General features: G+C 68.5%; 18 protein-coding genes. 8 read left to right on the top strand and 10 right to left on the bottom strand.

All coding sequences use genetic code 11. The annotated features are described in order from the left end of the window. The first annotated feature begins 324 nt into the window (after positions 1-324). Positions 325-2,145: a PAS domain S-box protein gene (locus tag RIC31_RS22735; protein WP_350113396.1), complete on the top strand. Its 1,821-nt coding sequence runs from the start codon at positions 325-327 to the stop codon at positions 2,143-2,145. Positions 2,146-2,365: 220 nt separating this feature from the next. Here RIC31_RS22735 and RIC31_RS22730 read toward each other — a convergent pair whose 3' ends face one another. Beyond that, complete coding sequence (locus tag RIC31_RS22730) at positions 2,366-3,466, bottom strand: PAS domain-containing sensor histidine kinase (RefSeq protein WP_350113393.1); 1,101 nt, start codon at positions 3,464-3,466, stop codon at positions 2,366-2,368. Positions 3,467-3,572: 106 nt separating this feature from the next. Then, the gene (locus RIC31_RS22725; RefSeq protein ID WP_350113390.1) at positions 3,573-4,922 is read right to left on the bottom strand and encodes a protoglobin domain-containing protein; all 1,350 of its coding nucleotides are present in this window, start codon (positions 4,920-4,922) and stop codon (positions 3,573-3,575) included. A 149-nt stretch (positions 4,923-5,071) separates the two neighbouring features. On the opposite strand from RIC31_RS22725, the gene RIC31_RS22720 reads away from it, so the two are divergent. The 4 genes from RIC31_RS22720 to RIC31_RS22705 all read left to right on the top strand — a co-directional run bounded on the left by RIC31_RS22720 (position 5,072) and on the right by RIC31_RS22705 (position 10,128). After that, positions 5,072-5,710, top strand: coding sequence for a response regulator (locus RIC31_RS22720; protein WP_350113388.1), 639 nt, complete (start codon positions 5,072-5,074; stop codon positions 5,708-5,710). A 30-nt stretch (positions 5,711-5,740) separates the two neighbouring features. Next, the gene (locus RIC31_RS22715) at positions 5,741-7,303 is read left to right on the top strand and encodes a PAS domain-containing hybrid sensor histidine kinase/response regulator family protein (protein WP_350113385.1); all 1,563 of its coding nucleotides are present in this window, start codon (positions 5,741-5,743) and stop codon (positions 7,301-7,303) included. Between the two features lie 321 nt (positions 7,304-7,624). Beyond that, the gene (locus tag RIC31_RS22710; protein WP_350113382.1) at positions 7,625-9,202 is read left to right on the top strand and encodes an FMN-binding glutamate synthase family protein; all 1,578 of its coding nucleotides are present in this window, start codon (positions 7,625-7,627) and stop codon (positions 9,200-9,202) included. Between the two features lie 86 nt (positions 9,203-9,288). Then, the gene (locus RIC31_RS22705; RefSeq protein WP_350113379.1) at positions 9,289-10,128 is read left to right on the top strand and encodes a protein NO VEIN domain-containing protein; all 840 of its coding nucleotides are present in this window, start codon (positions 9,289-9,291) and stop codon (positions 10,126-10,128) included. 30 nt (positions 10,129-10,158) lie between these two features. On the opposite strand, the gene RIC31_RS22700 is transcribed toward RIC31_RS22705, so the two are convergent. Continuing rightward, the gene (locus RIC31_RS22700) at positions 10,159-11,091 is read right to left on the bottom strand and encodes an aminotransferase class IV (protein ID WP_350113376.1); all 933 of its coding nucleotides are present in this window, start codon (positions 11,089-11,091) and stop codon (positions 10,159-10,161) included. Positions 11,092-11,256: 165 nt separating this feature from the next. Here RIC31_RS22700 and RIC31_RS22695 point away from each other — a divergent pair, with 165 nt between their 5' ends. Together RIC31_RS22695 and RIC31_RS22690 are read left to right on the top strand one after the other, a co-directional pair. Beyond that, the gene (locus RIC31_RS22695) at positions 11,257-13,299 is read left to right on the top strand and encodes an alpha/beta hydrolase domain-containing protein (RefSeq protein WP_350113373.1); all 2,043 of its coding nucleotides are present in this window, start codon (positions 11,257-11,259) and stop codon (positions 13,297-13,299) included. Beyond that, on the top strand, positions 13,296-14,270 hold the full coding sequence (locus tag RIC31_RS22690; protein ID WP_350113370.1) for a CobW family GTP-binding protein: 975 nt from the start codon (positions 13,296-13,298) through the stop codon (positions 14,268-14,270). The genes RIC31_RS22695 and RIC31_RS22690 overlap by 4 nt, the downstream gene beginning before the upstream one ends. Before the next feature lie 23 nt (positions 14,271-14,293). On the opposite strand, the gene RIC31_RS22685 is transcribed toward RIC31_RS22690, so the two are convergent. Together RIC31_RS22685 and RIC31_RS22680 are read right to left on the bottom strand one after the other, a co-directional pair. Next, positions 14,294-14,944, bottom strand: coding sequence for a Vgb family protein (locus RIC31_RS22685; protein WP_350113367.1), 651 nt, complete (start codon positions 14,942-14,944; stop codon positions 14,294-14,296). Between the two features lie 9 nt (positions 14,945-14,953). Further along, positions 14,954-16,174 (bottom strand): hypothetical protein, encoded by a 1,221-nt coding sequence (locus tag RIC31_RS22680; protein ID WP_350113364.1) that lies wholly within the window; start codon positions 16,172-16,174, stop codon positions 14,954-14,956. A 185-nt stretch (positions 16,175-16,359) separates the two neighbouring features. Here RIC31_RS22680 and RIC31_RS22675 point away from each other — a divergent pair, with 185 nt between their 5' ends. After that, positions 16,360-16,620 (top strand): hypothetical protein, encoded by a 261-nt coding sequence (locus RIC31_RS22675; protein ID WP_350113361.1) that lies wholly within the window; start codon positions 16,360-16,362, stop codon positions 16,618-16,620. On the opposite strand, the gene RIC31_RS22670 is transcribed toward RIC31_RS22675, so the two are convergent. The 5 genes from RIC31_RS22670 to RIC31_RS22650 all read right to left on the bottom strand — a co-directional run bounded on the left by RIC31_RS22670 (position 16,608) and on the right by RIC31_RS22650 (position 21,939). Further along, complete coding sequence (locus tag RIC31_RS22670) at positions 16,608-17,507, bottom strand: ABC transporter permease (protein ID WP_350113358.1); 900 nt, start codon at positions 17,505-17,507, stop codon at positions 16,608-16,610. The genes RIC31_RS22675 and RIC31_RS22670 overlap by 13 nt on opposite strands. Before the next feature lie 108 nt (positions 17,508-17,615). After that, positions 17,616-18,680, bottom strand: coding sequence for an ABC transporter substrate-binding protein (locus tag RIC31_RS22665; protein WP_350113355.1), 1,065 nt, complete (start codon positions 18,678-18,680; stop codon positions 17,616-17,618). A gap of 60 nt (positions 18,681-18,740) precedes the next feature. Beyond that, positions 18,741-19,835 (bottom strand): ABC transporter ATP-binding protein, encoded by a 1,095-nt coding sequence (locus RIC31_RS22660; protein ID WP_350113352.1) that lies wholly within the window; start codon positions 19,833-19,835, stop codon positions 18,741-18,743. Between the two features lie 7 nt (positions 19,836-19,842). Then, positions 19,843-20,676, bottom strand: coding sequence for an ABC transporter permease (locus RIC31_RS22655; protein WP_350113349.1), 834 nt, complete (start codon positions 20,674-20,676; stop codon positions 19,843-19,845). Between the two features lie 15 nt (positions 20,677-20,691). Next, positions 20,692-21,939 (bottom strand): metal-dependent hydrolase family protein, encoded by a 1,248-nt coding sequence (locus tag RIC31_RS22650; RefSeq protein ID WP_350113346.1) that lies wholly within the window; start codon positions 21,937-21,939, stop codon positions 20,692-20,694. Between the last annotated feature and the right edge of the window lie 93 nt (positions 21,940-22,032).

Raw genomic sequence — 22,032 nt, 5'->3', positions numbered from 1 at the left:
AATTACATATTCTTCCATTCTGATCGCCAAGTCGCGACATTCGGCGAGGACTTTCCGGGGCCCGGCGGTTCTTCGAGCTGGCGACAGTGCGCCATCCTTGCCCTGGCGGAAAGCGAAGAACGTCGCGCGGGGCGTCGTCGTGGGGGCCCAGCGAACCCGGCAGCGCCGCGCCAGGAGCGTCCCGCTCCGCGTGGACGGCGGCGGCCGGATGCCGGTTTGTGGAGCCGATACGGCCCGCGTAGACTCCCCCTGACCGTTCAGTCGGAACATGCGGCATGTGTCCGGGGTCGCCGACTCCTACGCATTCCAGCGCAGCAGGATCCCATGTGGCGTTCCTCTCTCGTAACTACGTTCGCGGTCACGGTCTCGCTGCTGGTCGTCATCGCCGGCGCGGCGATGGCGTATCTGTCGGAAACCGCGGGCCGTCACGCTGCCGCCACGCTGGCAGAGAGGCTTCAGTTGGAGCGGCTGACGCACACGCTCGATCACCTGGAGCACCGTTTCGCGGCGGCGCGCGGCGACCTTCTGAAGACGGGTCGGACGATCGAGCGGCTCGGCGCCGACCGACCGGAGGCGGGCGTTCCGGAGAGGCTGCTCCTCGAAGCCGCGCTCGCGTCCGATGTCGTGTCGAGCATGTATCTGGGCGGTCTGGACGGCGGGCTCGTCGCCGGTGGGCACGACGGCCGAAAACAGGACCCCTACTTCATGGCGACCGACGCTTCCGCGGCCGGGACGCTGCGGAAGTTCGCGGCGACGAAGAACGCCGAGCGAGGTGCCGAACTGCTCACGCTGGAGGATTTCGACAGCCGGCGGCGGCCCTGGTTCGAAGCGGCGGAACAGGCCGGTCGACCGACATGGGGCGACATCTACGTGCTCAGTACCGGCCACGACATGTCGCTCCCGGCAAGCATGCCGCTGTCGGGGCCGGACGGCACCCCGCGAGGCGTGCTCGGGGCGGACCATTTCGTCGCTTCCCTGGATCGCTTCCTGCGGGATTCCGACGGCTCCGCAAAGGCATCGACCTTCATCATGGACACGAAGGGCTTCCTCGTCGCTTCCGGTTTCGACGAGCGACCGTTCCTGGTCGACGACGGTGGGAGGCCGACCGGGGTCCGCCGCCTTGCCCGCGACAGCGCGTCGCCGGCCATCGCCGCGGCCGCCAGGGCCATCGAAGCGCGGTTCCCTCAGCTCGCGGCACTGACCGGCAGACATACCCAGTCGGTGGAGGTCGGCGGGGAGGCCGAAGACTTCGGCGTCGCGCCGTTCCGCGACGAATGGGGGCTCCATTGGATCGTGGTCACGACGGTATCCAAGAAGACCTACATGCCCGAGTTCATCAAGGCGCGGCAGAGCAATCTCGCCGTGATCGTCGGTGCCCTGATCGCCGTTGCCTTGGTCGCCCTGGTGTATGGCAGGTCGGTGATCGTGCCCCTCGACGAACTCCGCGAGGCCGCGGGGGCGGTTGCCGCGGGCAACATAGCCTCGCAACCGGACATCGAATTCGCCCGGCGCGACGAGATCGGCGGTCTGGCCGAGTCCTTCAATCGGATGCTCGCTCACCTGCGCGGCGCGGTGCGCGATCGGGAGCGGGCCCTGCAGGTGGTCGAGTCCGGTCGGCAGCGCGCCGAGCTGCTTCTCGAAGCCTCGCAGACGATCGTCCTCGAGCTTGCCGTCGACGGCACGGTCGTCGCGATCAACCGCGTGGCGCTGGAGTTGTTCGGCTTCGAGGCCGATGAGGTGATCGGCCGGAACTGCTACGACGTCCTGATCGCCGCCGACACACGCGAGGAGTTGAAGCGTCGGTTCAGCCAAAGAGTGATCGGCGTCAGCGGGTTCGACGTCACGTCCATCAGCGAGGTGACCACGAAAGCCGGCGGCAGGCTCACTATAACCTGGCGCAACGTCCTGATCCGGGGCCGGGATGGCGAGGTCACCGGGGTCCTCAGCACCGGCGTCGACGTCACCGAGCTCAAACGGGACGAGTTGCGGCTGCAGGAGGCGCTGAGCCTGGCGCTGACCAACGAGGAGCGTGTTCGCGACTTTGCGACGGCCTCGTCGGACTGGTTCTGGGAGATGGACAGCCAACTCCGCTTCACGAGGTTCTTCAGGCCCGACGCGACGGACCCGTCGCCCTCCAGGAAGTGAGCCAGCAACAATCGGAATAACTTGAACCCTGTCTGCCTCGGGTGCCGGTCAGTGGCATGTGACGGACGAATGCCTCGCTGGTTCGGGTGAACCGTTCTTCGGCAAGCAACGATGGCAAGGATTGAATAGAGTAGCGAATCATATTCTCTTGGGTGTCTTGTTTCCTTTTCACTCTTGCCGAGAAGAGAACTTCAATATCTGGAATTGCCCCCCCCCCCCCTTATTTCATACGCCTCGGGAAAATCAGATCCACGGTCGTGCCTGCACCAACCGTGCTACGGATCGTCATCCTGCCATCGTGAAGCTCCAGTAGCCGTTTGGTTATTGCGAGCCCGAGCCCCGTCCCGACGCGTTGGGACGCGACATAGTTGCGGTCGCTGTTGAACGGTATCGTAACCCAGGGCAGTTTGGTGTCCGGGATGCCGGCGCCATTGTCCCGAACGCGCAGAACCAGCTCTTCATCGGAATCGAGAGCGGCGACGATATCGATCGAACCCCCGGCCGGCGTGTGCCGTATCGCGTTCGACAGCAGGTTTATCAGCATCTGACGGACGGCCTTGCGGTCGGCCCTCAGCGATCGCGCCGTCTCGGGGATGTGCGTGCTGCAACGGATCGCCTTCTCCTCGATCAATGGACGAAGACTTCGGATGCACTGCTCTGCGAGGTCGCGAAGGTCGATCAGATCGGGGTCGACGGCCTGCATGCCCGATTCCGCACGCGATAGATCGATCAGATCGTTGATTACCGCCGCGAGATGGACACCGCTGCTCGCGATGTCACCCGCATACTCCCGGTACTTCCTGACGGCCTCGGGGCCCAACGCCTCGTCCCGGATGATTTCGGCGAACCCGATGATGGCGTTCAGCGGCGTACGTAGCTCGTGGCTGACCCCGGCCAGGAACATCGACTTGTGCCGGTTCGCCTCCTCGGCGGCCTTCCGAGCCTCGATCAGTTCATGCTCGTGGGCCTTGCGCCTCGTAACGTCCCGCAGCACGGCGATGAAGACCTGTTGCCCGCCGAACTCGGACCGGCAGATCGAAGCTTCGGCGTCGAATTCCGATCCGTCCGTTCGCCTACCGCGCACGGCGGCTCGTTCGCTCTTCATCCGGGCCGCTACGCCGCTTTCCCGGAACCCGGCGAAATAGTCGGCATGCTTCGAGCGATGGTGCTCAGGAAGCAGGACATCCAGAGATTGACCGAGGAGTTCCGATCGTTTGTAGCCGAAGAGCCTTGTGGCGCTCGAGTTCACGAAGATGATCTCAGCTTGATCGTTCACGGCGACGACCGCTTCCTCGAGCGTGTCGAACAGAGCCAGGCTCATATTAGCGTCCATGGCGGGAGTTCTCGGGTCGGCTTTCGATTGTTCCGAGCCTCGGCGGATTCGGCAGGAGCGCCGGGTGTCGGCTGCTTCGAGAGGGGGCGGCTCATCACGCCGCCCGGATCCGTTCGAAGAAGGCCTCGATGTCCGCCCGCAGCCGGTCCGTACGCTCGGTCACCACCGTTGCGGAGTCGGCCACCCCGCTCCCGCGTTCACTGACCTCGCGGGTGCCGGATGTCACCTCGACGATCGTGCTCGACACCTCCTGAGTCCCGACGGCCGCCTGTTGGACGTTCTGGGCGATCTCCGCCGTCGCGGTTCGCTGCTGCTCGATCGCGGATGCGATCGAGGTCGATATCTGGTCGATCCGGCGGATGGTATCCGTGATCTCCTGGATGGCATCGACCGCGCCGGTCGTTGCGGACTGCATCTCGGAAACCTTGCCCGAGATCTCCTCGGTGGCCCGAGCGGTCTGGGTGGCGAGGGACTTCACCTCGGATGCGACCACCGCGAAGCCCTTGCCGGCTTCACCGGCCCGGGCCGCCTCGATCGTCGCGTTCAGCGCGAGCAGGTTCGTCTGGCTGGCGATGTCGTTGATGAGCTTCACGACCTCGCCGATCTTCTGCGCCGCTTGCGCGAGGCCCCGGATCTGGTCGTTGGTGCGCTCGGCGTTCGCAACCGCGGTCGTCGTGATCTGCGTGGATTCTCCGACCTGTCGATCGATCTCGACGATGGAGGAAGACAGCTCCTCCGCTGCGGAGGCGACGGTCTGGACATTGCTGGACGCTTGTTCGGACGCGGCCGCGACGCTGAGGGAATGGTCCGTGGTCCGCTGCGCGATGCTGATCATCGATTGCGCCACACCGCGCATCTCCGCGACCGCGTCGCCGACGAGCCGCAGCGCTTCTTCGCTCTCGCCTCTGAATTCCTGGATGGATTGGTCGACATGTCGTTGGCGTGTCTGGCGTTCGGCCAGCATCTCCTCCTGATAGACGGAGATCGCAAAGTCCATGTCGATCATGACGGCCTTGGTGGCGGCGGCGATCGCGGACGAGGCCTTCGAGGGCGACCAGCGATTGTGTCTTACGATGACGTGGATCAGCTCGCAGATGACGTAGCTGTAACCGCCGATGTACCAACGGGGCTCCAGGCCGATGCGGTTGTGGGCCGAACCGATGCGGCGGACGCTCTCGACATACCCTGCGTCGAAGCCGCTGGTGAACAGCCTCTTCCAGTGGGCGCTCTGGGCAGCGGTGAGGGATGCCGACTTGCCGCCGATGAGGGCGGCCAGGGCGGGAACCGTCAGGACATGCCGATAGAATCGCTCGAGGATGCCGGGAAGCGCCGGCTCTATGAGCCCCCACGTATCGCGCAGGATCTTCGTCGTCTCATCGTTCGTCCGCATGAAGTGGAGACGATTTGCGAGGTCGGTACTGTCAACGCCTGACGCCTGAGACATATCAAAGCTCCTGTGGTGGCCGTACCCGGGAGCATTGGCGGCAATCGATGTGCATTTCGTTGAGTTTTGAAGGATCGGGCCCCCTACGATAGTAGGGTAGGGTCGAGTGCCGCGAACGAGAGCTTTGCCGTCAAGTCCGAGAGAATCGAATGAAACGCCTTTTGATTGTCGACGATCATGCCGTTCTCCGAGAAACTCTTGCCGAGTTTTTTCGAGAGTCCGTACCAGGGTTGATTGTGCTGGAATCCGGGAACTATTCAGAGGCATTGTCGGTTCTGGAGTCCAATGATGTCCCGGATCTGATCCTCATCGATTTCAGGATGCCCGGCGGTACGGGCGTCGACGGCATCAAGCGGGTCGTAGAGCGGTACCCGGGCGTTCCGGTCGTCCTGTTCTCCGGCGCGGTCACGGAAGCAGAACTGGAGGCCGCTCGGTCTATCGGGGTGGCAGGCTACGTCCCGAAGAGTTTCGGCGCCCGATCCGTTCTCGATATCGTTCTCAAGGTGTTTCGCAACGGGTCCTATTTTCCGCCGTTGTCGGGAGCGATCGCACGGACGCTGAGTCTGCATGAGCAAGCTCGGTCCGGTCCGCCGCCGCCCGTGCTGACCGCCCGCCAGATGCAGATCCTCCGCCAGATCGTCGACGGGAGGACGAACAAGGAGATCGCCAGGGATCTCGGCATTTCGGAGGCTACGGTGAAGGAGCACGTTTCTCGGATCTTCGATGTTCTTGGGGTCCGGAACCGAGCCGACGCGGTTGCGTCTGCGCTCCGCAAGTCGGTCGTCTGAGAGGCGAGAATTCAGACAGGTCAGACGTAAATGGACAAGAATCCGCCCGGGGCGCTACCGGACAACGAAGTACGGCAGAGGCTCACCCTGATCGAGCAATTGACCGGAATCGGCTATTGGGAAGTCGACCTTACGGACCGGGCGCTGCGCTGGTCGAGCGCGACCTACATAGTATTCGGCGTCGATCCGGAGGTCTTCCGGCCGTCATTGGATGGATTTGATCGTTTAATACATCCGGATGACCTGGAGACGGTCCACGCCGCCATCCACGGCTCGCGGAAAACCGGCATGCCATACCAGATCGAGCATCGAATCGTCCTGCCGGACGCGACGGTCCGTCACGTTCTTGAGCATGGACGCCACGAGTTCGACGAGGGCGGTCGACCGATCCGCTTTCGCGGAACCGTGCAGGACATCTCAGCCGTCAACGATATACGCGAACGGCTGATTCGCGCGGAACGGGAAGCCACATTGTCCCGAGTGCTGGTCGAAGTCGCGCACGACTTCAACAACCTACTGTCGGTCGTCTCCGGAAATCTGGACATCCTGAAGCTCAGATACGGCAGTACGCCCGATGCCAGTCGATTGATCGAGCGGGCGCATCTGTCCGTGGAGAACGGGGCGGCGTTGGCGGAGAGGCTGCTCGCCTTCTTCAATCGGCAACTCAGGTCACCGATCGATATCGATCTGGTTTCCACTATCCGGGAGTTCCTGCCGACGCTTTCGCGGGTGGTCGGGACGCAGGTTGAGATCGAGTTCCGGCCGGAACTCGACCAGGCGGTGGGTCGGCTGGACAAGGTCCGTCTGGAGACGGCGGTGTTGAACGCTGCGTTGAACGCGCGGGACGCGATGCCCGACGGAGGCCAGATCGTGCTGTCGCTCTCCGACGTCGGCCGGGCGGGGCACTCGAACCCGATGATGCGGCTCGCCATCTCCGACACCGGTACCGGCATCCACTCGGAGATCCTGGGGCGGGTCTTCGATCCGTTCGTCACGACCAAATCGACCCGAGGCGGTACGGGCCTCGGGCTCGCGATCATTCGCGACTTCGCCGAAGATTCGGGGGGCTCCGTGACGATTCAGTCCGAGCAAGGGGTGGGAACGGTCCTGAGCCTCTTTCTCCCCAGGCGGGAAACGGGCGCGAGCACTGACCGGCAGTCTGTGCCGCTGTCCATCCCATACGGGTCAGGCCAGGCGATATTGCTGGTCGAAGACAATGACAAAGTCCGTTCATTCCTTGAGGAAGGGCTCTCCCAACTCGGCTTGAAGGTCACTGCGTTCCCGTTGCCGACGGAAGCGCTCGAGCACCTGCAGGGCTCGACCGAGGACGTGGCCGCGATTCTGAGCGATGTCAGGTTGCCGGGCCCCATGGACGGCCTTGAATTCGTTAGGGCGGTTCGCAGAACTCGACCGAACCTGCCGGCCCTGTTCATCTCCGGTTACGTCGGCTCGGAGATGAACGATCTGTCCTTCACGGGGATCGACACGCGGATCATCCGAAAGCCGTTCCGGATCGTCGATCTGCTATCGACTCTGAACGAACTGACTCGGCAGGGACCAGTGGGTACGAAAGAGGACCACTCGATCCGATAGTCTCTCGGAAAGGGCTGGATTGTTCGGAGACCGCCGAGGACATCGCTGCCGGCGATCCCTGTCCGATGCAAGGATCCGGGCGCTGGAATACTGCCGGGAGGCTTGTTCGTCATGCGAGTCGCCGGCCACGTGGTCAGCCTCTGCGCGATCGGCAGCGCTCGTCGAGCGCGAAAGGCGCCGTCCGGGGCCGGGCGCCGCCCCGGCCGCTCTTAATATCCTTTTCATGTCCCGGGAATACGCTCTTCTTCAAACAGGGCGTCACGGCCCCGGCAACCGCGATCGGCGCGGGGCGGGACCGAAGGCCGCCCTCGGGGAGGGAACATGCGCTATTCGGTCTTCGCGGTCCTGATCGCGGTGGCGGCGATCGGGGCGGTGCTCGGTGCCGCGGGCGTCTGGTACGGCTGGGTCGCTCTCGCCGTCGCCGGGCCGCTGTCGGCGCTCGGCCTGTACGACCTCCGGCAGACCCGCCACAGCCTGCTGCGCAACTATCCGGTCATCGCGCATATGCGCTGGCTGTTCGAGGGCATCCGGCCGGAGATCCGGCAGTACCTGATCGAGAGCGACGCCGACGCCTTCCCGTTCAACCGCGAGCAGCGGTCGCTGGTCTACCAGCGCGCCAAGCAGGCGGTGCAGACCGTGCCGTTCGGCACCCAGCAGGACGTCTACAAGCCGGAATACGCCTATTTCACCCACTCGCTGGCGCCGCGCCACCCGGAAAGCTTCGACTTCCGGATCACGGTCGGCGGCGCGGCCTGCCGGCAGCCCTACGCGATCTCGCTGTTCAACGTGTCGGCGATGAGCTTCGGCGCGCTCAGCGGCAACGCCATCCAGGCCCTGAACAAGGGCGCCAAGCTGGGTGGCTTCGCCCACGACACCGGCGAGGGCGGCATCTCGCGCTACCACCGCCAGCATGGCGGCGACCTGATCTGGGAACTCGGCTCCGGCTATTTCGGCTGCCGCGCCGACGACGGCGGCTTCGATCCCGACAAGTTCGCGAAGCAGGCCGCCGACCCGCAGATCAGGATGATCGAGGTCAAGCTGTCGCAGGGCGCCAAGCCCGGCCATGGCGGCGTGCTGCCGGCCTCCAAGATCACCCCGGAGATCGTCGAGGCCCGCGGCATCCCGATGGGCGTCGACTGCGTGTCGCCGGCGGCGCATCCGGCGTTCTCGACGCCGGTGGAGTTCGTGCACTTCCTGCGGCGCCTGCGCGAGCTGAGCGCGGGCAAGCCGGTCGGCTTCAAGCTGTGTGTCGGCCACCCGCACGAGTTCATGGCGATCGTGAAGGCCATGACCCAGGAGGACATCTACCCGGACTTCATCGTGGTGGACGGCAGCGAGGGCGGCACCGGGGCGGCGCCGGTCGAGTTCACCAACAGCGTCGGCATGCCGCTGCGCGAGGGCCTGCACTTCGTGAACATGACCCTGGTCGGGGCCGGCATCCGCGACCGCATCCGGATCGGCGCCAGCGGCAAGATCATCTCGGGCGCCGACATCGCCACCGCGCTGGCGCTCGGCGCCGACTGGTGCAACTCGGCGCGCGGCTTCATGTTCGCGATCGGCTGCATCCAGGCGCGGTCCTGCCACACCAACCGCTGCCCGACCGGGGTGGCGACCCAGGACCCGACCCGGCAGCGCGCGCTGGTGGTGCCGGACAAGGCGGTCCGGGTCGCCAACTTCCACCGCAACACGCTGGTCGGCTTCGGCGAGATGCTGGGCGCCATGGGCCTCGACCGGCCGGACGGGATCACCGTCGACCTGCTGCACCTGCGCACGTCGGACCCGGCCAGCCTGTTGCATTCCCGGCTGACCCCGGGGCAGCTGTCCCGGCCCGACTGCCTGCAGCCCTTCGCCCTGCCCTGGGCCGAGGCCCAGGCCGCCAGCTTCGCGCGGGCGGGATAAGGGGGCAACACGGGAGTTCCCGCCGTCATTTCGACACCCATTCCACGAATCGTGGCAGGATACCCGGGCATTGCCGGGGCGGATGAATGCCGGGAGAAGACTGGAGCGACCAGGAGAACGACGCCATCGTGGCGCGGTACTTCTCGATGCTCGCGGACGACCTGGCTGGACGCCCCTACAACAAGGCGGCGAACAACCGGGATCTGCAGCAGCTGATCGGCCGAGGGCGCGGTTCCATAGAGTTCAAGCATCAGAACATCTCGGCGGTGCTCCGGTGTTACGGAGAGGAGTGGATTGCGGGGTACAAGCCCCGGTCCAACTTCCAGATGGATCTGGTGGAGGCCGTGGCTCGCTGGACCGCGCGGCACCCCGAGTGGTCGCTACGGCCGCCTCGCGTTCTTGACCCTGCCGGGACCGCGTTCGCGGAAGCGCCGAGCCTCTGGATCGGCCCCGCTCCGACGATGCGCAACGAGGCACCGCCAACGGATATCGAGAAGGCGAGGATGGTCGCCATGAGGCTCGATGCGGCCGGCCGTGACGAGCGCAACAGGGCGCTCGGTCGTGCCGGCGAGGAGCGAGTGTTCCTGCACGAGCGGTCCACGTTGATCCAGGTGGGGCGGAACGATCTGGCCCGGCGGGTTCGATGGGCGGCGGCGGAGGAAGGGGATGGCGCCGGCTACGACATCGCCAGCTTCGAGCCGGACGGGCGTGAGCGTCTGATCGAGGTCAAGACCACGAACGGCTGGGAGCGGACGCCGTTTCATATCTCGCGGAACGAGCTGGCGGTTTCCGAGGAACGGCGCGACGCTTGGTGTCTCCTCAGGCTCTGGAACTTTTCGCGGCAGGCGCGGGCCTTCGAGCTGCGTCCGCCGCTCGCCAGTCACGTCGAGCTGATGCCGACCGCATTCCTCGCGAAATTCAACTGAACCAGCCGATCGGTCGGACCCGCCGCGCCGTCACGACGCCCTCGCCGGCGTCCAGGCGAGGTCGGCGACCGGGGTCAGGTGGCGGCCCTCCTCGTGCCAGCGCCAGTAGGTCTCGCGGATCCGCCGGGACACCGGGCCCGGCCGGTCGTTCTGCAGGATCCGGCCGTCGATGCGGGCGGCCGGCATGACGCCGCCGGCGGTGGTCGAGGTGAAGATCTCGTCGGCCGCCAGCAGGTCGTCGCGGGTCATCGGCGCGATCCGCACCGGCAGGCCGAGTTCGCCGCAGATGTCGATCACGGTCTGCCGGGTCACGCCCTCCAGGGCGCCGCGGTCGGGCGTCACCACGCTGCCGTCGCGCACCGCGAATACGTTGAAGCCCGGGCCCTCTGTGACGTAGCCGTCGGCGTCCAGCAGCACCGCGTTGTCGGCGCCGGCGGCCTCGGCCTCGAACATCGCCTGCACCAGGTCGCCCCAGTGGTAGTTCTTGACCGTCGGATCGACGCTCTCGCTCGCGATCCGCGGGGTCTTTGCCACGATCAGGTGGGCGCCCCGCTCCTGGACGTCGACCGGGATCACGTCGATCCACGGGATCGCGTAGGCAATATAGCGGTTGCTCATCAGGCTCGGGCGGCGCGGCATGCCGGGCAGCGGGACGCCGCGGGTGGTGACCATCGCCATGTAGGAATCCCGCAGCCCGGCCCGCCGCACGCACTCGGCCAGGATCCCGGCCTGCTCGTCGACGCCGTAGGGAATGCTCATGTGCAGCGCCGCCATCGAGCGGGCGAAGCGCGCCAGATGGTCGTCCAGGCGGAAGAACGATCCGCGCCAGACATGCACCACGTCGTAGGTCACGTCCGACTTGGTGAAGCCCCAGTCGAGCACCGAGACCGCGGCCCGGCCGATCGGCACGAAGCCGCCGTCGACGAAGGCCGCACCGGCGGCGAAGGAATCGGGGTCGGCCATCGGGGGTCTCCTGGGAAGCGCGCGCGGCGCCAGTGTCGGAAGCGCGCCCGGCAGCCGTCAAGGGCGGCGGCGTGCCGATTGAACCCGGGGGCGCCGACGCCGTATCGTCTAGATCCTTCCCGCGGCATCGCTGCCGCCGCCCCCAAGCCCGAAAGGCCGGCCGTCATGAGCGTGCCCCCCACCCTGTCGATCGACGAGCGCGTCCCGTTCGCCGCCGGCCACGATTTCGGCGACGCCGGCGCCTATGAGCGGCTGACCGGCCGGGTCCGGCTGCGGGCCGACCCGAACGGCGGGCAGCCGCGCATCGTCGACCTGGACAAGGCCCCACGCGACGGCGACGGGCTGGTCGAATACAGCGCCGACTTCTGCCTGTTGAAGCCGGTCGAGGCGGCGCGCGGCAACGGCCGGGTGTTCTTCGACTACGGCAACCGCGGCAACAAGCGCGCCCTGCAGTTCTTCAACGACGCCGTCGGGTCGAACAGCCCCTCGGCCATCGAGCACGCCGGCAACGGTTTCCTGATGCGGCGCGGCTACACGGTGGCCTGGCTGGCCTGGCAGGGCGACCTGCTGCCCGGCGACGGCCGCATGCTGCTGGACGTGCCGGTGGCGACCGACGCCGGCCGGCCGATCACCGGGACGGTGCGGGTCGAATACATCGTCAACGCGCCCGGGACCCATGTGCTGCCGCTGAGCGGCCTGGCGCCGTCCCGCAGCTACCCGGCGGCCACGCTCGACACCGCCGGGGCGGCGCTGACCCGCCGCCGCTACGCCGCCAGCCGGCGCGAGTCGATCCCGGCCGACGCCTGGTCGTTCTCGCGGATCGAGGAATCCCCGGCGGTCGACGGCCTGGGGCGCGACCGCGCGGTGATCCCGTCCGACAGTCACCTGCACCTGCATGCCGGCTTCGAGACCGGCTGGATCTACGAGCTGATCTACGAGGCCCGCGATCCGCGGGTGCTCGGCCTCGGCCACTTGGCGGTGCGCGACTTCGTCAGCTTCCTCAAGCACGCCGAGGCCGACGCGGCCGGCACCCCGAACCCGTTGCGCGAGGGTGGCGGGCGGATCGAGAAGGCCTATGCCTGGGGACGCTCGCAGACCGGCCGCTGCATCCGCGACTTCGTCTATCTCGGCTTCAACGCCGACGCCGAGGGGCGGCGGGTGTTCGACGGCGTGCTGCCGCATGTCGCCGGCGGCGGCAAGATGTGGATGAACCACCGGTTCGCCCAGCTGACCGTGCTGCCGGGCCAGGAGCACGAGAACCACTACACCCTGGTCGACCGCTTCCCGTTCTCCTACGCCCGCTCGACCGACCACCTGACCGGCCGCGAGGACGCCATCCTGAAGCGGCCGGACACCGACCCGCTGGTGATCCACACCGACAGCGCGTCCGAGTACTGGCACCGCCGCGCGTCGCTGGTGGTGACCGACTCCCGGGGACGCGACCTGCCGCAACCGGACGGGGTGCGGGTGCAGCTGTGGTCGAGCTCGCAGCACTACGCCTCGCCGCTGGTGGCGAAGCCCGAGCGCGGGATCGCCGCTCAGTTCCACAACACCGTCGCCACCTCGGCGTTCTTCCGGGCCAACCTGGACGCCCTCGACCGCTGGGCGACCGACGGCACGCCGCCGCCGCCGAGCACGGCGCCCAGCGTCGCCGACGGTACCCTGGTGACGGCGGATGCCTGGCGGGCCGGGTTCCCGGCGATCCCCGGCATCGCCCTGCCGCGCGGCCCGAGCCGGCTGGAGCAGCTCGACTTCGGCGCCGACGTGGACGCGACCGGGGTGATCGAGCACGAGCCGCCGCGTGTGATCGAGGGCGAGGAGTACCCGGTGCTGGTGCCGGCGACCGACGCCGACGGCCTGGACCGCGCCGGCCAGCGCGCGCCGATGGTGCAGGCCCCGCTCGGCACCTATGCCGGCTGGAGCCTGCGGCGCCCGGAGCTGGGTGAGGGGGCGATGGTCGGCATCACCGGCTGCTACCTCCCGTTCCCGGACACCGCCGAGGAGCGCGCCCAGACCGGCGACCCGCGCCCGGCGATCCTGGAGCGCTATGCCGACGCCGCGGCGTATCAGGCCGCCATTCGCAAGGCCGCCGAGGCGCTGGTCGCCGAGGGCCGGATGCTGGCCGAGGACGCCGAGCGGGCGGTCGCGGCCGCCGCCGGCTGGAACCGCGCGCGCCACGTCACCCGGCTGCCGGAGACGCCGTCGTGACCGGCGCCGTGCCGACGCCGGTGACCGTGCTGGCCGGCTTCCTCGGCGCCGGCAAGACCACCCTGCTGAAGCGCATCCTCGAGGACCCGCGCGGCGTGCGCTACGGGGTGCTGGTCAACGACTTCGGCGCCATCAACATCGACGCCGAGCTGGTGGTCGAGACCGGTGCCGACCAGGTGTCGCTGGCCAATGGCTGCGTGTGCTGCACGATCCGCGACGACCTGGTCGAGGCGATCGGCCGACTGATGGACCAGGACCCGGCGCCCGAGCACCTGCTGATCGAGACCAGCGGGGTGTCGCGGCCGATCGCGGTGATGGACGCGGTGCTCGACCCGGCGCTCGGCGGCCGGGCGGCGGTCGACGGGGTGTTCTGCCTGGTCGACGCCGCCGGGTTCCGCGACCTCGACTTCGCGTCGACCGAGCTGGCGATCGAGCAGGCCGGCTCGGCCGACGTGGTGGTGCTGAACAAGATCGACATCGCCAGCGCCGAGGACCTGGCGGCGGTCGAGACCACCCTGCGCGGGCCGATGCCGAACATTCGCCTCCTGCCGGCCCGGTTCAGCGAGGTGCCGCGCGAGGTGCTGTTCGGGACCGCGCATGTCGCGCCCGGGCGGCCGGCGGCGCATGGCCATCACCACGACCACGATCATGCGCACGATCACGGTCACCACGATCACGGCGAGGAGTTCCGGGCCTGGTCCTGGCGCAGTACGGCGCCGCTCGACCGCGCCGCCTTCCGCAACGCCGCCCGCCGCCTGCCGGCCGGCCTGCTGCGCATGAAGGGCGTGCTGGCCTTCGCCGACCGGCCGGGCGAGCGGGCGGTGTTCCAGATGGTCGGCAAGCGCCACAGCCTGGCGGCGGCGGCCGGCGCGGCGCCGTCGGAAACCGTGCTGGTGGCGATCGCCCGCACCGGCTCGCTCGACGCCGAGGCGCTGACCGCCCTGCTGGAAGGCTGCGTCGCGGTTTCCTGAGGCCCGGCGCCCGAGGGGCCGGGTCAGGCTGCCGGGACGCCCCGGCCCGGCCGGCGGACCACCCGCACCTTGCCGCTGTTGCCGCCGCCGCAGAAGAAGCGGTCGCCGCCGTCGGATTCCAATCCGGAAATCCCGGTGCCGGCCGGCATTTCCAGGCGCTCCCGGACTTCGCCGGTGGCCGGGTCGATCCGGCGCAGCTCGCTTTCGTCGTTCTCCCAGGTGGCGTGCCACAGCTCGTCGTCGACCCAGGTCACGCCGGTGACGAAGCGGTTGCTCTCGATCGTACGCAGGACCGTCCCAGTGCTGGGATCCACCTGGTGGATCCGGCGCTCGCGGTACTGCCCGACCCACAGCGATCCCTCGGCCCAGGCCAGCCCGGAGTCGCCGCCGCCGCCCGGTGCCGGGATGCTGTCCAGCACCTTGCCGGTCCCCGGGTCGATCCGCTGGATGCGGTCCTCGGCGATCTGGAACAGGTGCCGACCGTCGAAGGCGGTGCCGGCATGGGCCGGGACATCGATCGTCCGTTGGACTTGCTTCTCCGCCGGATCGAGGGCGTTCAGCCTGTCGCCCGACGCGAACCAGACGTGCCGCCCGTCATAGGAGACGCCGCCTATGCTGTCGACGCCCGGGAACGGCCCGTATTCGCCGACGATCTCTGCCGATGCGTTTTTCATGGCGCGATGCTAGCCGCCCGGCGGCATGGCCGGGAGTAACAAGGTTGTCGGGAAACCGGGCAGCGTCGGGGCGCTCCAGCGGCGGGCCCGGCCGCGGCCGACGGCCTGCACCTTGCCGGCGGCGGCCAGCGCGTCGAGCGCCCGCTGCACGGTCCGCTGGCTGGTCCCGAGCGCCAGCGCCAGCGCGGAGCTCGACCACGCCTCGCCGTCGGCGAGCAAGGCGAGGACCGTGCCGTGGGACTGCTCGACCGGCGGCGCGATGACCGCGATCTTGTCGGTCCGGCGCGGCGCCAGAACGAAGCCCCGCTTGGTGGCGTCGACCCCGGCGACCGGCAATAGCGCGCTGCGCAGCCGCCCGATCTCGACCCGCAGGCGAGCCCGGTGCGACTCGTCGGCGTGGCGGGCGCCGAAGGCGCCGGCCAGCAGGGCCTCCCGGGAGACGTCGGCCGGCCATGCCTCGCCCAGAGCGCGGGCGAGCGCGAACAGGACCGGGCGGGTGGCGAGCGGGACCGTGGTGCCGGCATGGCGGACCGTGTGGCGACAGGCGTCGACGACCAGTGCGTCGGAGGCCAGCAATGCCTCGACCTCCTCCAGCGTCAGCAGGCGGTCGCGGCTGCCCCCGGCCAGGCGTGCCGCCGGGACGTCGAGGAGTCGGGCGGCATCCTCGACCTCGGCGGTCAGCGATGCGATGCCGGTCCGCTCGGCGGCGAGCCGGGCCCGGGCGACCGCCGCGCCGGCGTCGCGTATGCGCAGCCGCCGCGTGGCGATGCCGGCGGCGACGAGTTCGTAGCCGACGACCGCCGCGGGTGGCAGGGCGGTGGCGTCGATCCCGGCGGCGACCCGCTCGGCGTCGTCCAGCCGCCCGACCAGGAGCAGCATCCGGGCCTGCAGGTAGCCGGCATGCGCGGCGTTGGCCCGGTCGCCGGCCCGCTCCAGCGTCGTGCGCGCCGCGCCGAGCGCGGTCGGCGCCCGGCCGAGGTCGCGCGAGACCAGTGCGATCTCGGCCTCGGCCACCGTGCAGCGGGCGCGCGCCACGGTCTCGTCCGGGCCGAAGGCCCGCCTGGCCTCGCGCAACAGTTCGCGGGCCCGCGCCAGGCCGCCGAGCTGGGCCATCGCGATGCCGCGCAACGCCAGCGCCGGCGCGTCGCCGCGCAACGCGACCCGGTTCAGGGCGCCGAGCGGGTCGCCCATGGCCAGGGCGCGGGCGGCGGCGGTGATCAGCGAGTCCATGCGAATCCCGACAGACTTGTCACTCCCGGTCGATGCCGCGCCTCGCGATCCTGGGCTGCGCCGACAACCGGCAGTTCGGCAGATCAGGAGACAGAGGATGCAGAATCAAGTGGCTTCGCGCGAGGAGTGGCTGAGCTTCACGATGGCGTGGCTGCGCCGCCACGACCGGTACTGAGGCGGCGGCCATGCCCCGGATCCGCCACGCCGCTGTCGCCGCCGATATCCTGTCGCTGGCGGCGGCGCCGACCTTCGCGCTGATGGCGGCGCTGTCGCCGGTCGTCGATACCACCCAGCCCGGTCCTTGCACGTCAGGAGCGGCGGGCGCGCCTCTGGGCGGCATGGTGCTGATGTACGGGCTGATGTGCGTGTTCCACGCCGCGCCCTGGCTCCGGGTGCTGCGCGGAGGAGGGCCCGTCGGTTCCCCTCCCGCGACTCAGCGCCGGTAGCGCTTCTGCAGGCGGAGGCTGGCGATCACCGTGAGCACCAGGGTGGTGATCATCAGGATGAACGACACCGCGGCGCCGAACGGCCAGTTGCCGAGCTGCATCTGCCCGAACACCAGGGGCGCCAGCATCTTGAACTCCGGGCCGCCGAGCAGCACCGGGGTGGCATAGGCGTTCATGCCGAGGATGAAGGTCAGGATCACGCCGGCGGCGATGCCCGGCAGCGCCAGCGGCCACAGCACCCGCCAGAACATGTGCCAGGGGCCGGCCCCCATGCTGAACGCCGCCTCCTCGACCGAGCGGTCGATGCTCTCGATCACGCTCTGCAGGGTCAGCACCATGAAGGGCAGGTTGACGGCGATGATGCCGACGATGACCGCGCCGGTGGTGAACATGATCTCGGTCGGCTCGGAGGTGATGCCGATACCCATCAGGCCGACGCTGATGATGCCCTTGCTGCCGAACAGGGTCATCCAGCCGGCCGCGCGCACCGCGTTGCCGACGAACAGCGGCAGCACCACCAGCATGACCAGGATGTTCTTGAACCGGGTGCGCGTGCGGGCCAGCACATAGGCCAGCGGGAAGCCCAGGATCAGACAGATCACCGTGCAGGCGAAGGCGACCTGGACCGTCGTCATGAACACGCCGATGTAGTAGGCGTCGGTGAAGAACTTGACGTAGTTCTCGATGGTCAGGGCGTCGACCATCAGCAGCCTGGGCACGTACTGGTTCAGGCTGTAGCGGAACAGGATGACGATCGGGATCAGCAGGCCGGCGGCGACGATGAAGGTCGCCGGGCCGATCAGTGCCGCCGCCGACCAGGCGGAGCCGCCCCGTTCCTCGACGGTTCCGGCGGCGGTCTTCCCGGCGGAGGTCGTCCCTGCGGCCATCTGGCTAGTTCCCCTGCACTGCGGCGGTCACTGCGGCGTGGCCGTGGACGCCCGCCGCATCGCGGCAGGCGTCCGTCCGACCGGAAGGTCTAGGGTCCAGGCCCGCGATCAGGCCTTGAACTCCTTGTCCCACCACTCCTTCAGCTCGACGTCGTGGTCGGTCATGAAGCCGTAGTCCATGTCGACCAGCTTGGCGATCTGCTCCGGCGTGAAGCCGATCCGCTCGTTCCGTTCCGCCGGCACGTTGGCGTTGGTGACGGTCGGGTTGTAGCCCATGTCGATCGCGAAGGCCTCCTGGGCCGACGGCTCCATCATGGCGTCGAGGTAGGCGTAGGCGCCGTCCTTGTTCGGGGCGTTCTTCGGGATCACGAAGCCGGACGTATAGGCCAGCGTGCCCTCGGAGGGGGCCACCGACTTCACGTTGATGTTCTTATCCTGCCACTGCACGGTCCGGGCCTTCCACATGATGCCGACCTCGAACTCGTCGGCGGCCAGGCCCTGGGCGAACGCCTCGTTGGTCGGGTAGATGCGGGCCCCGGCCTTGCGGACCTCGAGCAGCAGCTTCTTGGCGCCGTCCATGTCGGTGACGCCGCCGCCGGCCGCCAGGGCCGCCGCGACCAGCGTGTACTGGTACTGGATGTCGATGATCGCCAGCTTGCTGCCGTGCTTCGGATCGAAGACGTCCTTGTAGCTGGTCGGCGGGGTCTTCACGAGGTTGGCGTTGTAGACCGCGACCTTCCCGGAATAGATGTGGCCGATGCCGTACTTGTACTTCATCGACGGCAGCAGGTTCTTGGCGTTCTTGAGCCGCGAGTAGTCGATCTCGTCGGTCACCCCGACTTCGAACATCTGGTACATGTTCAGGGCCGACAGGCCCTGCACGTCGCTGGTGCCGCGCGGCAGCCGGCGCTCGGCCAGCATCTTGCTGCGCCGCTGCGGGTCGCCGGCCTGGTCCTGGATGACCTCCCAGCCCTGCGAGATGAGGTGGGGCTGCTCGATGTTCTTGTTCAGCAGCCGGGCGTAGTCGCCGCCCCAGGTTCCGACGACGATCTTGCCCTTCGACTGCGCCAGCGCACCGCCGGCGCGGCCGAGCGCCGCGGTGCCGGCGACGGCGGCCGCGCCCTTCATCACGCTGCGGCGCGAGATCCCCGAGCCTTGCCTGATCTTGTCCATGTTCCGCACTCCCTGTTCCTGGTTGCCAGTCTGTCGTTCCATACTCCTCGGCCGGTCCAGCTAGTCCGGCTGAAGCTCGTCGGAGCCGGCGGCGTCGCCGGCTCCCGGAAACACCGCGGCCGAGGCCGCCGTCCATCCCACGTGAACCCTGTCGCCGACCGCCGGCATGAAGCCGTCCTCGCGGTTCGGGATCTGGGCGATCACCAGATCCTTCGGCGACAGACGGATATGCAGGTCGATCAGGCCGCCGAGGTAGGAGACGAACTCGACCGCGCCGGGGAAATCGTTGTCCATCTCGGACAGCGGCACCGGCGCCACCATCACCCGCTCCGGCCGCAGGGCGACGGTCGCCGGCCCGGGCATGAGCGTGGTGTTGCAGGCCACCGGGACGCCGCCCGCGGTCCGGAACAGCTGCGGCGTCTCGAGCGTGCCGGACACGAAGCTGCTGCGGCCGACGAAGCCGGCGACGAAGCGGTCGGCCGGTCGTTCGTAAAGGTCGCGCTGGGTGCCGACCTGCTTGACCGAGCCCTCGCTCATCACCACCAGGCGGTCGGCCATGGTCAGCGCCTCCTCCTGGTCGTGGGTCACCATGACGGTGGTCAGGTTCAGCGACTGCTGCAGCTTGCGGATCTCGACCCGGACCTCCTGGCGCAGTTTGGCGTCCAGGTTCGACAGCGGCTCGTCAAGCAGCAGCACGTCCGGGCGGAACACCAGCGCGCGCGCCAGGGCGACGCGCTGCTGCTGGCCGCCGGACAGCTGCCGCGGCAGCCGGTCGCCGAGATGGCCGAGCCGGACCAGCTCGAGGGCCTCGGCGACCTGGCGGTCGGCATCCGGCTTCGGGACCTTCCGCATCTCCAGCCCGAAGGCGACGTTCTGGGCGACCGTCAGGTGCGGGAACAGCGCATAGCTCTGGAACACCAGGCCGGTGTTGCGCTTCCAGGCCGGCAGCCGGGTGACGTCGTTGTCGCCGAGCCGGACGGTCCCGGCGGTCGGCTCGATGAAACCGGCGATCATCCGCAGGGTCGTGGTCTTGCCGCAGCCCGACGGGCCGAGCAGCACCAGGAACTCGCCGTCGGCGACGTCCAGGGTGACGTCACGGGCGGCGAAGAAGTCGCCGTAGCGCTTCGAGAGCTGGTTCAGTTCGAGACGGGCCATAGTTCTCTCACACCACGCGGCTGATCTTCACGAAACGGTCGGTAATGAGCATGGCGGCGCCGATCAGGGCGATCTGCACCACCGACACTGCCGCGATCGACGGGTCGATCTTCCATTCCAGGTACTGCAGGATGGCGATCGGCAGGGTCGTGCGGCCGGGGCCGACCAGGAACAGGCTCATCTCGAGGTTGCCGAACGACGCCACGAACCCGAACATCGCGCCGGCCACCACGCCCGGCAGGATCCCCGGCAGGGTGATCCGGCGGAACGTGGTCAGGCGGTCGGCGCCCAGGTTGTGGGCGGCCTCCTCGAGCGTGCGGTCGAAGCCCGCGAGGCTGGCCAGCACCAGCCGGACCACCCACGGGATCACCACCAGCACGTGGCCGGACAGCAGGCCCATGGTCGAGCCCAGGATCCCGTACTCGCCGCCGGTCGCGATCTCCGCCTCGACGTGGAAGACGTACAGCGCCGTGCCCAGCACCACCCCCGGCACCATCAGCGGCAGCAGCAGCAGGTTGTTCAGGGCCTCGCGGCCGGGGAACCGGAACCGGGAGATGCACAGCGCCGCCGGCACGCTGACCGCCAGACCGATGGCGGTCGCGCTGACGCCGAGCTGGATGCTCAGCAGCAGGCCGTCGACGAACCGGTCATTGTCGATGATCGAGGAGTACCAGCGCAGGGTGTAGCCGTCCGGCGGGAAGGACGGGATCTCCTGGCGGTAGAACGACAGCCAGGTGACCGAGAACAGCGGCAGCAGGATGTACAGCAGGGTCAGCGCCGCCGCCGCGAGGAGCGCCCAGCGCCCGATTGCCCGTGTGTCGATGCCGACCGTTCCCATCATCCCGCCCCGTCTCCCTCAGTGCAGCCGGTTCTTGTGGAAGCTGCCATCCTTCATGATCGCCGCCAGATGCCTGCCCTGGCCCTCGAGCAGGGTGATGTCCTGCAGCGGATCGTCGTCGACCACGATCAGGTCGGCCCAGGCACCGGGTTCGACGACCCCGAGCTTGCCGGGCCGGCGCACCACCTCGGCGCCGATCAGCGTCGCCGAGCGGATCACCTCGAGCGGCGAGACCACCTCGGTGCGGATCGAGAACTCGCGGCTCTGGTCGTCCAGCAGGGCGCCCAGCAGGTCGGAGCCGTAGGCGACCTTCACGCCGGCGCGCTTGCAGATCTCCAGGCTGCGGTAGCCGCCCTCGAGCACCATGTCGTTCTTCTCGAGCATCTCCGCCGGCATGCCGTATTCGGCGGCGCGTTCCTTCATCGCCACATAGGCCACCAGGTTGGCGACCAGATAGGCGCCCTCGCGCGCCATCAGCTCGGCCCGGCTGTCGTCGATCAGGTTGCCGTGCTCGATGGTCCGCACCCCGTTCGCCACCGCCCGCTCGATTGCCTCGGCGCCGTAGGCGTGGGCGCAGACGTAGCGGCCGAAGGCCTCGGCCTCCTCGACCGCGGTCTGGATCTCGCCGACCGAGAACTGCAGGGAGTCGAGCGGATCGAAGGGCGAGGCGACGCCGCCCGAGACCATGATCTTCACGTGATCGGCGCCCTGCCGCATTTGCTCGCGCACCACCCGGCGCAGGTCCTCCTCGCCGTCGACCATCTCGCGCAGGTTGGCGAAGGCGTTGCAGCAGTAGCAGGGATAGCCCTGGTTGGTGCGGCCGCGGCCGTCGGAGTGGCCGCCGGTCGGGCCGATCGAGCGCCCGGCGATGAACAGCCGCGGCCCTACGATCAGGCCCTGTTCGAGCGCCGTCTTGACCCCCCAGTCGGTGCCGCCGGTGTCGCGCACCGTCGTGAAGCCGCGGTCCAGCATGGACTTGAGGCGGACCGCGCAACGCGCGGTGGCGAGGGTCAGCGGCACGTCTTCCATGCGCCGCATGTAGACCTCGCTGTGCATGCAGTGCACGTGGCTGTCGATCAGGCCCGGCATCAGCACCCGGCCGCCGCAGTCGATCGCCGCGGCCCCGTCGGCCTTGATCGGCCCGTCCGTGACCTCGCGGATGCGATCGCCCTCGACCAGCACCTCGTAGCCGCCGCGCGCCTCATCGAAACGCGGGTCGAGCAGGCGCAGGTTTCGAAACAACAGCAAGCTACCGGTCGGGGCCATGGCGGGTCGTCCTCGGTATTGCGTCTTGGGCGGGTCGGCGAGAGGCGCGGTGCGACCCCAAGGCGGGAGAGCGGCAAGGCTAGGGCAGGCGGG

Source organism: Thalassobaculum sp., assembly GCF_040219615.1.
Classification (GTDB): Bacteria; Pseudomonadota; Alphaproteobacteria; order Thalassobaculales; family Thalassobaculaceae; genus Thalassobaculum_A.
The sequence above is the reverse complement of the archived record's forward strand: the minus strand, read 5'-3'. Positions and strand labels throughout refer to the sequence as shown.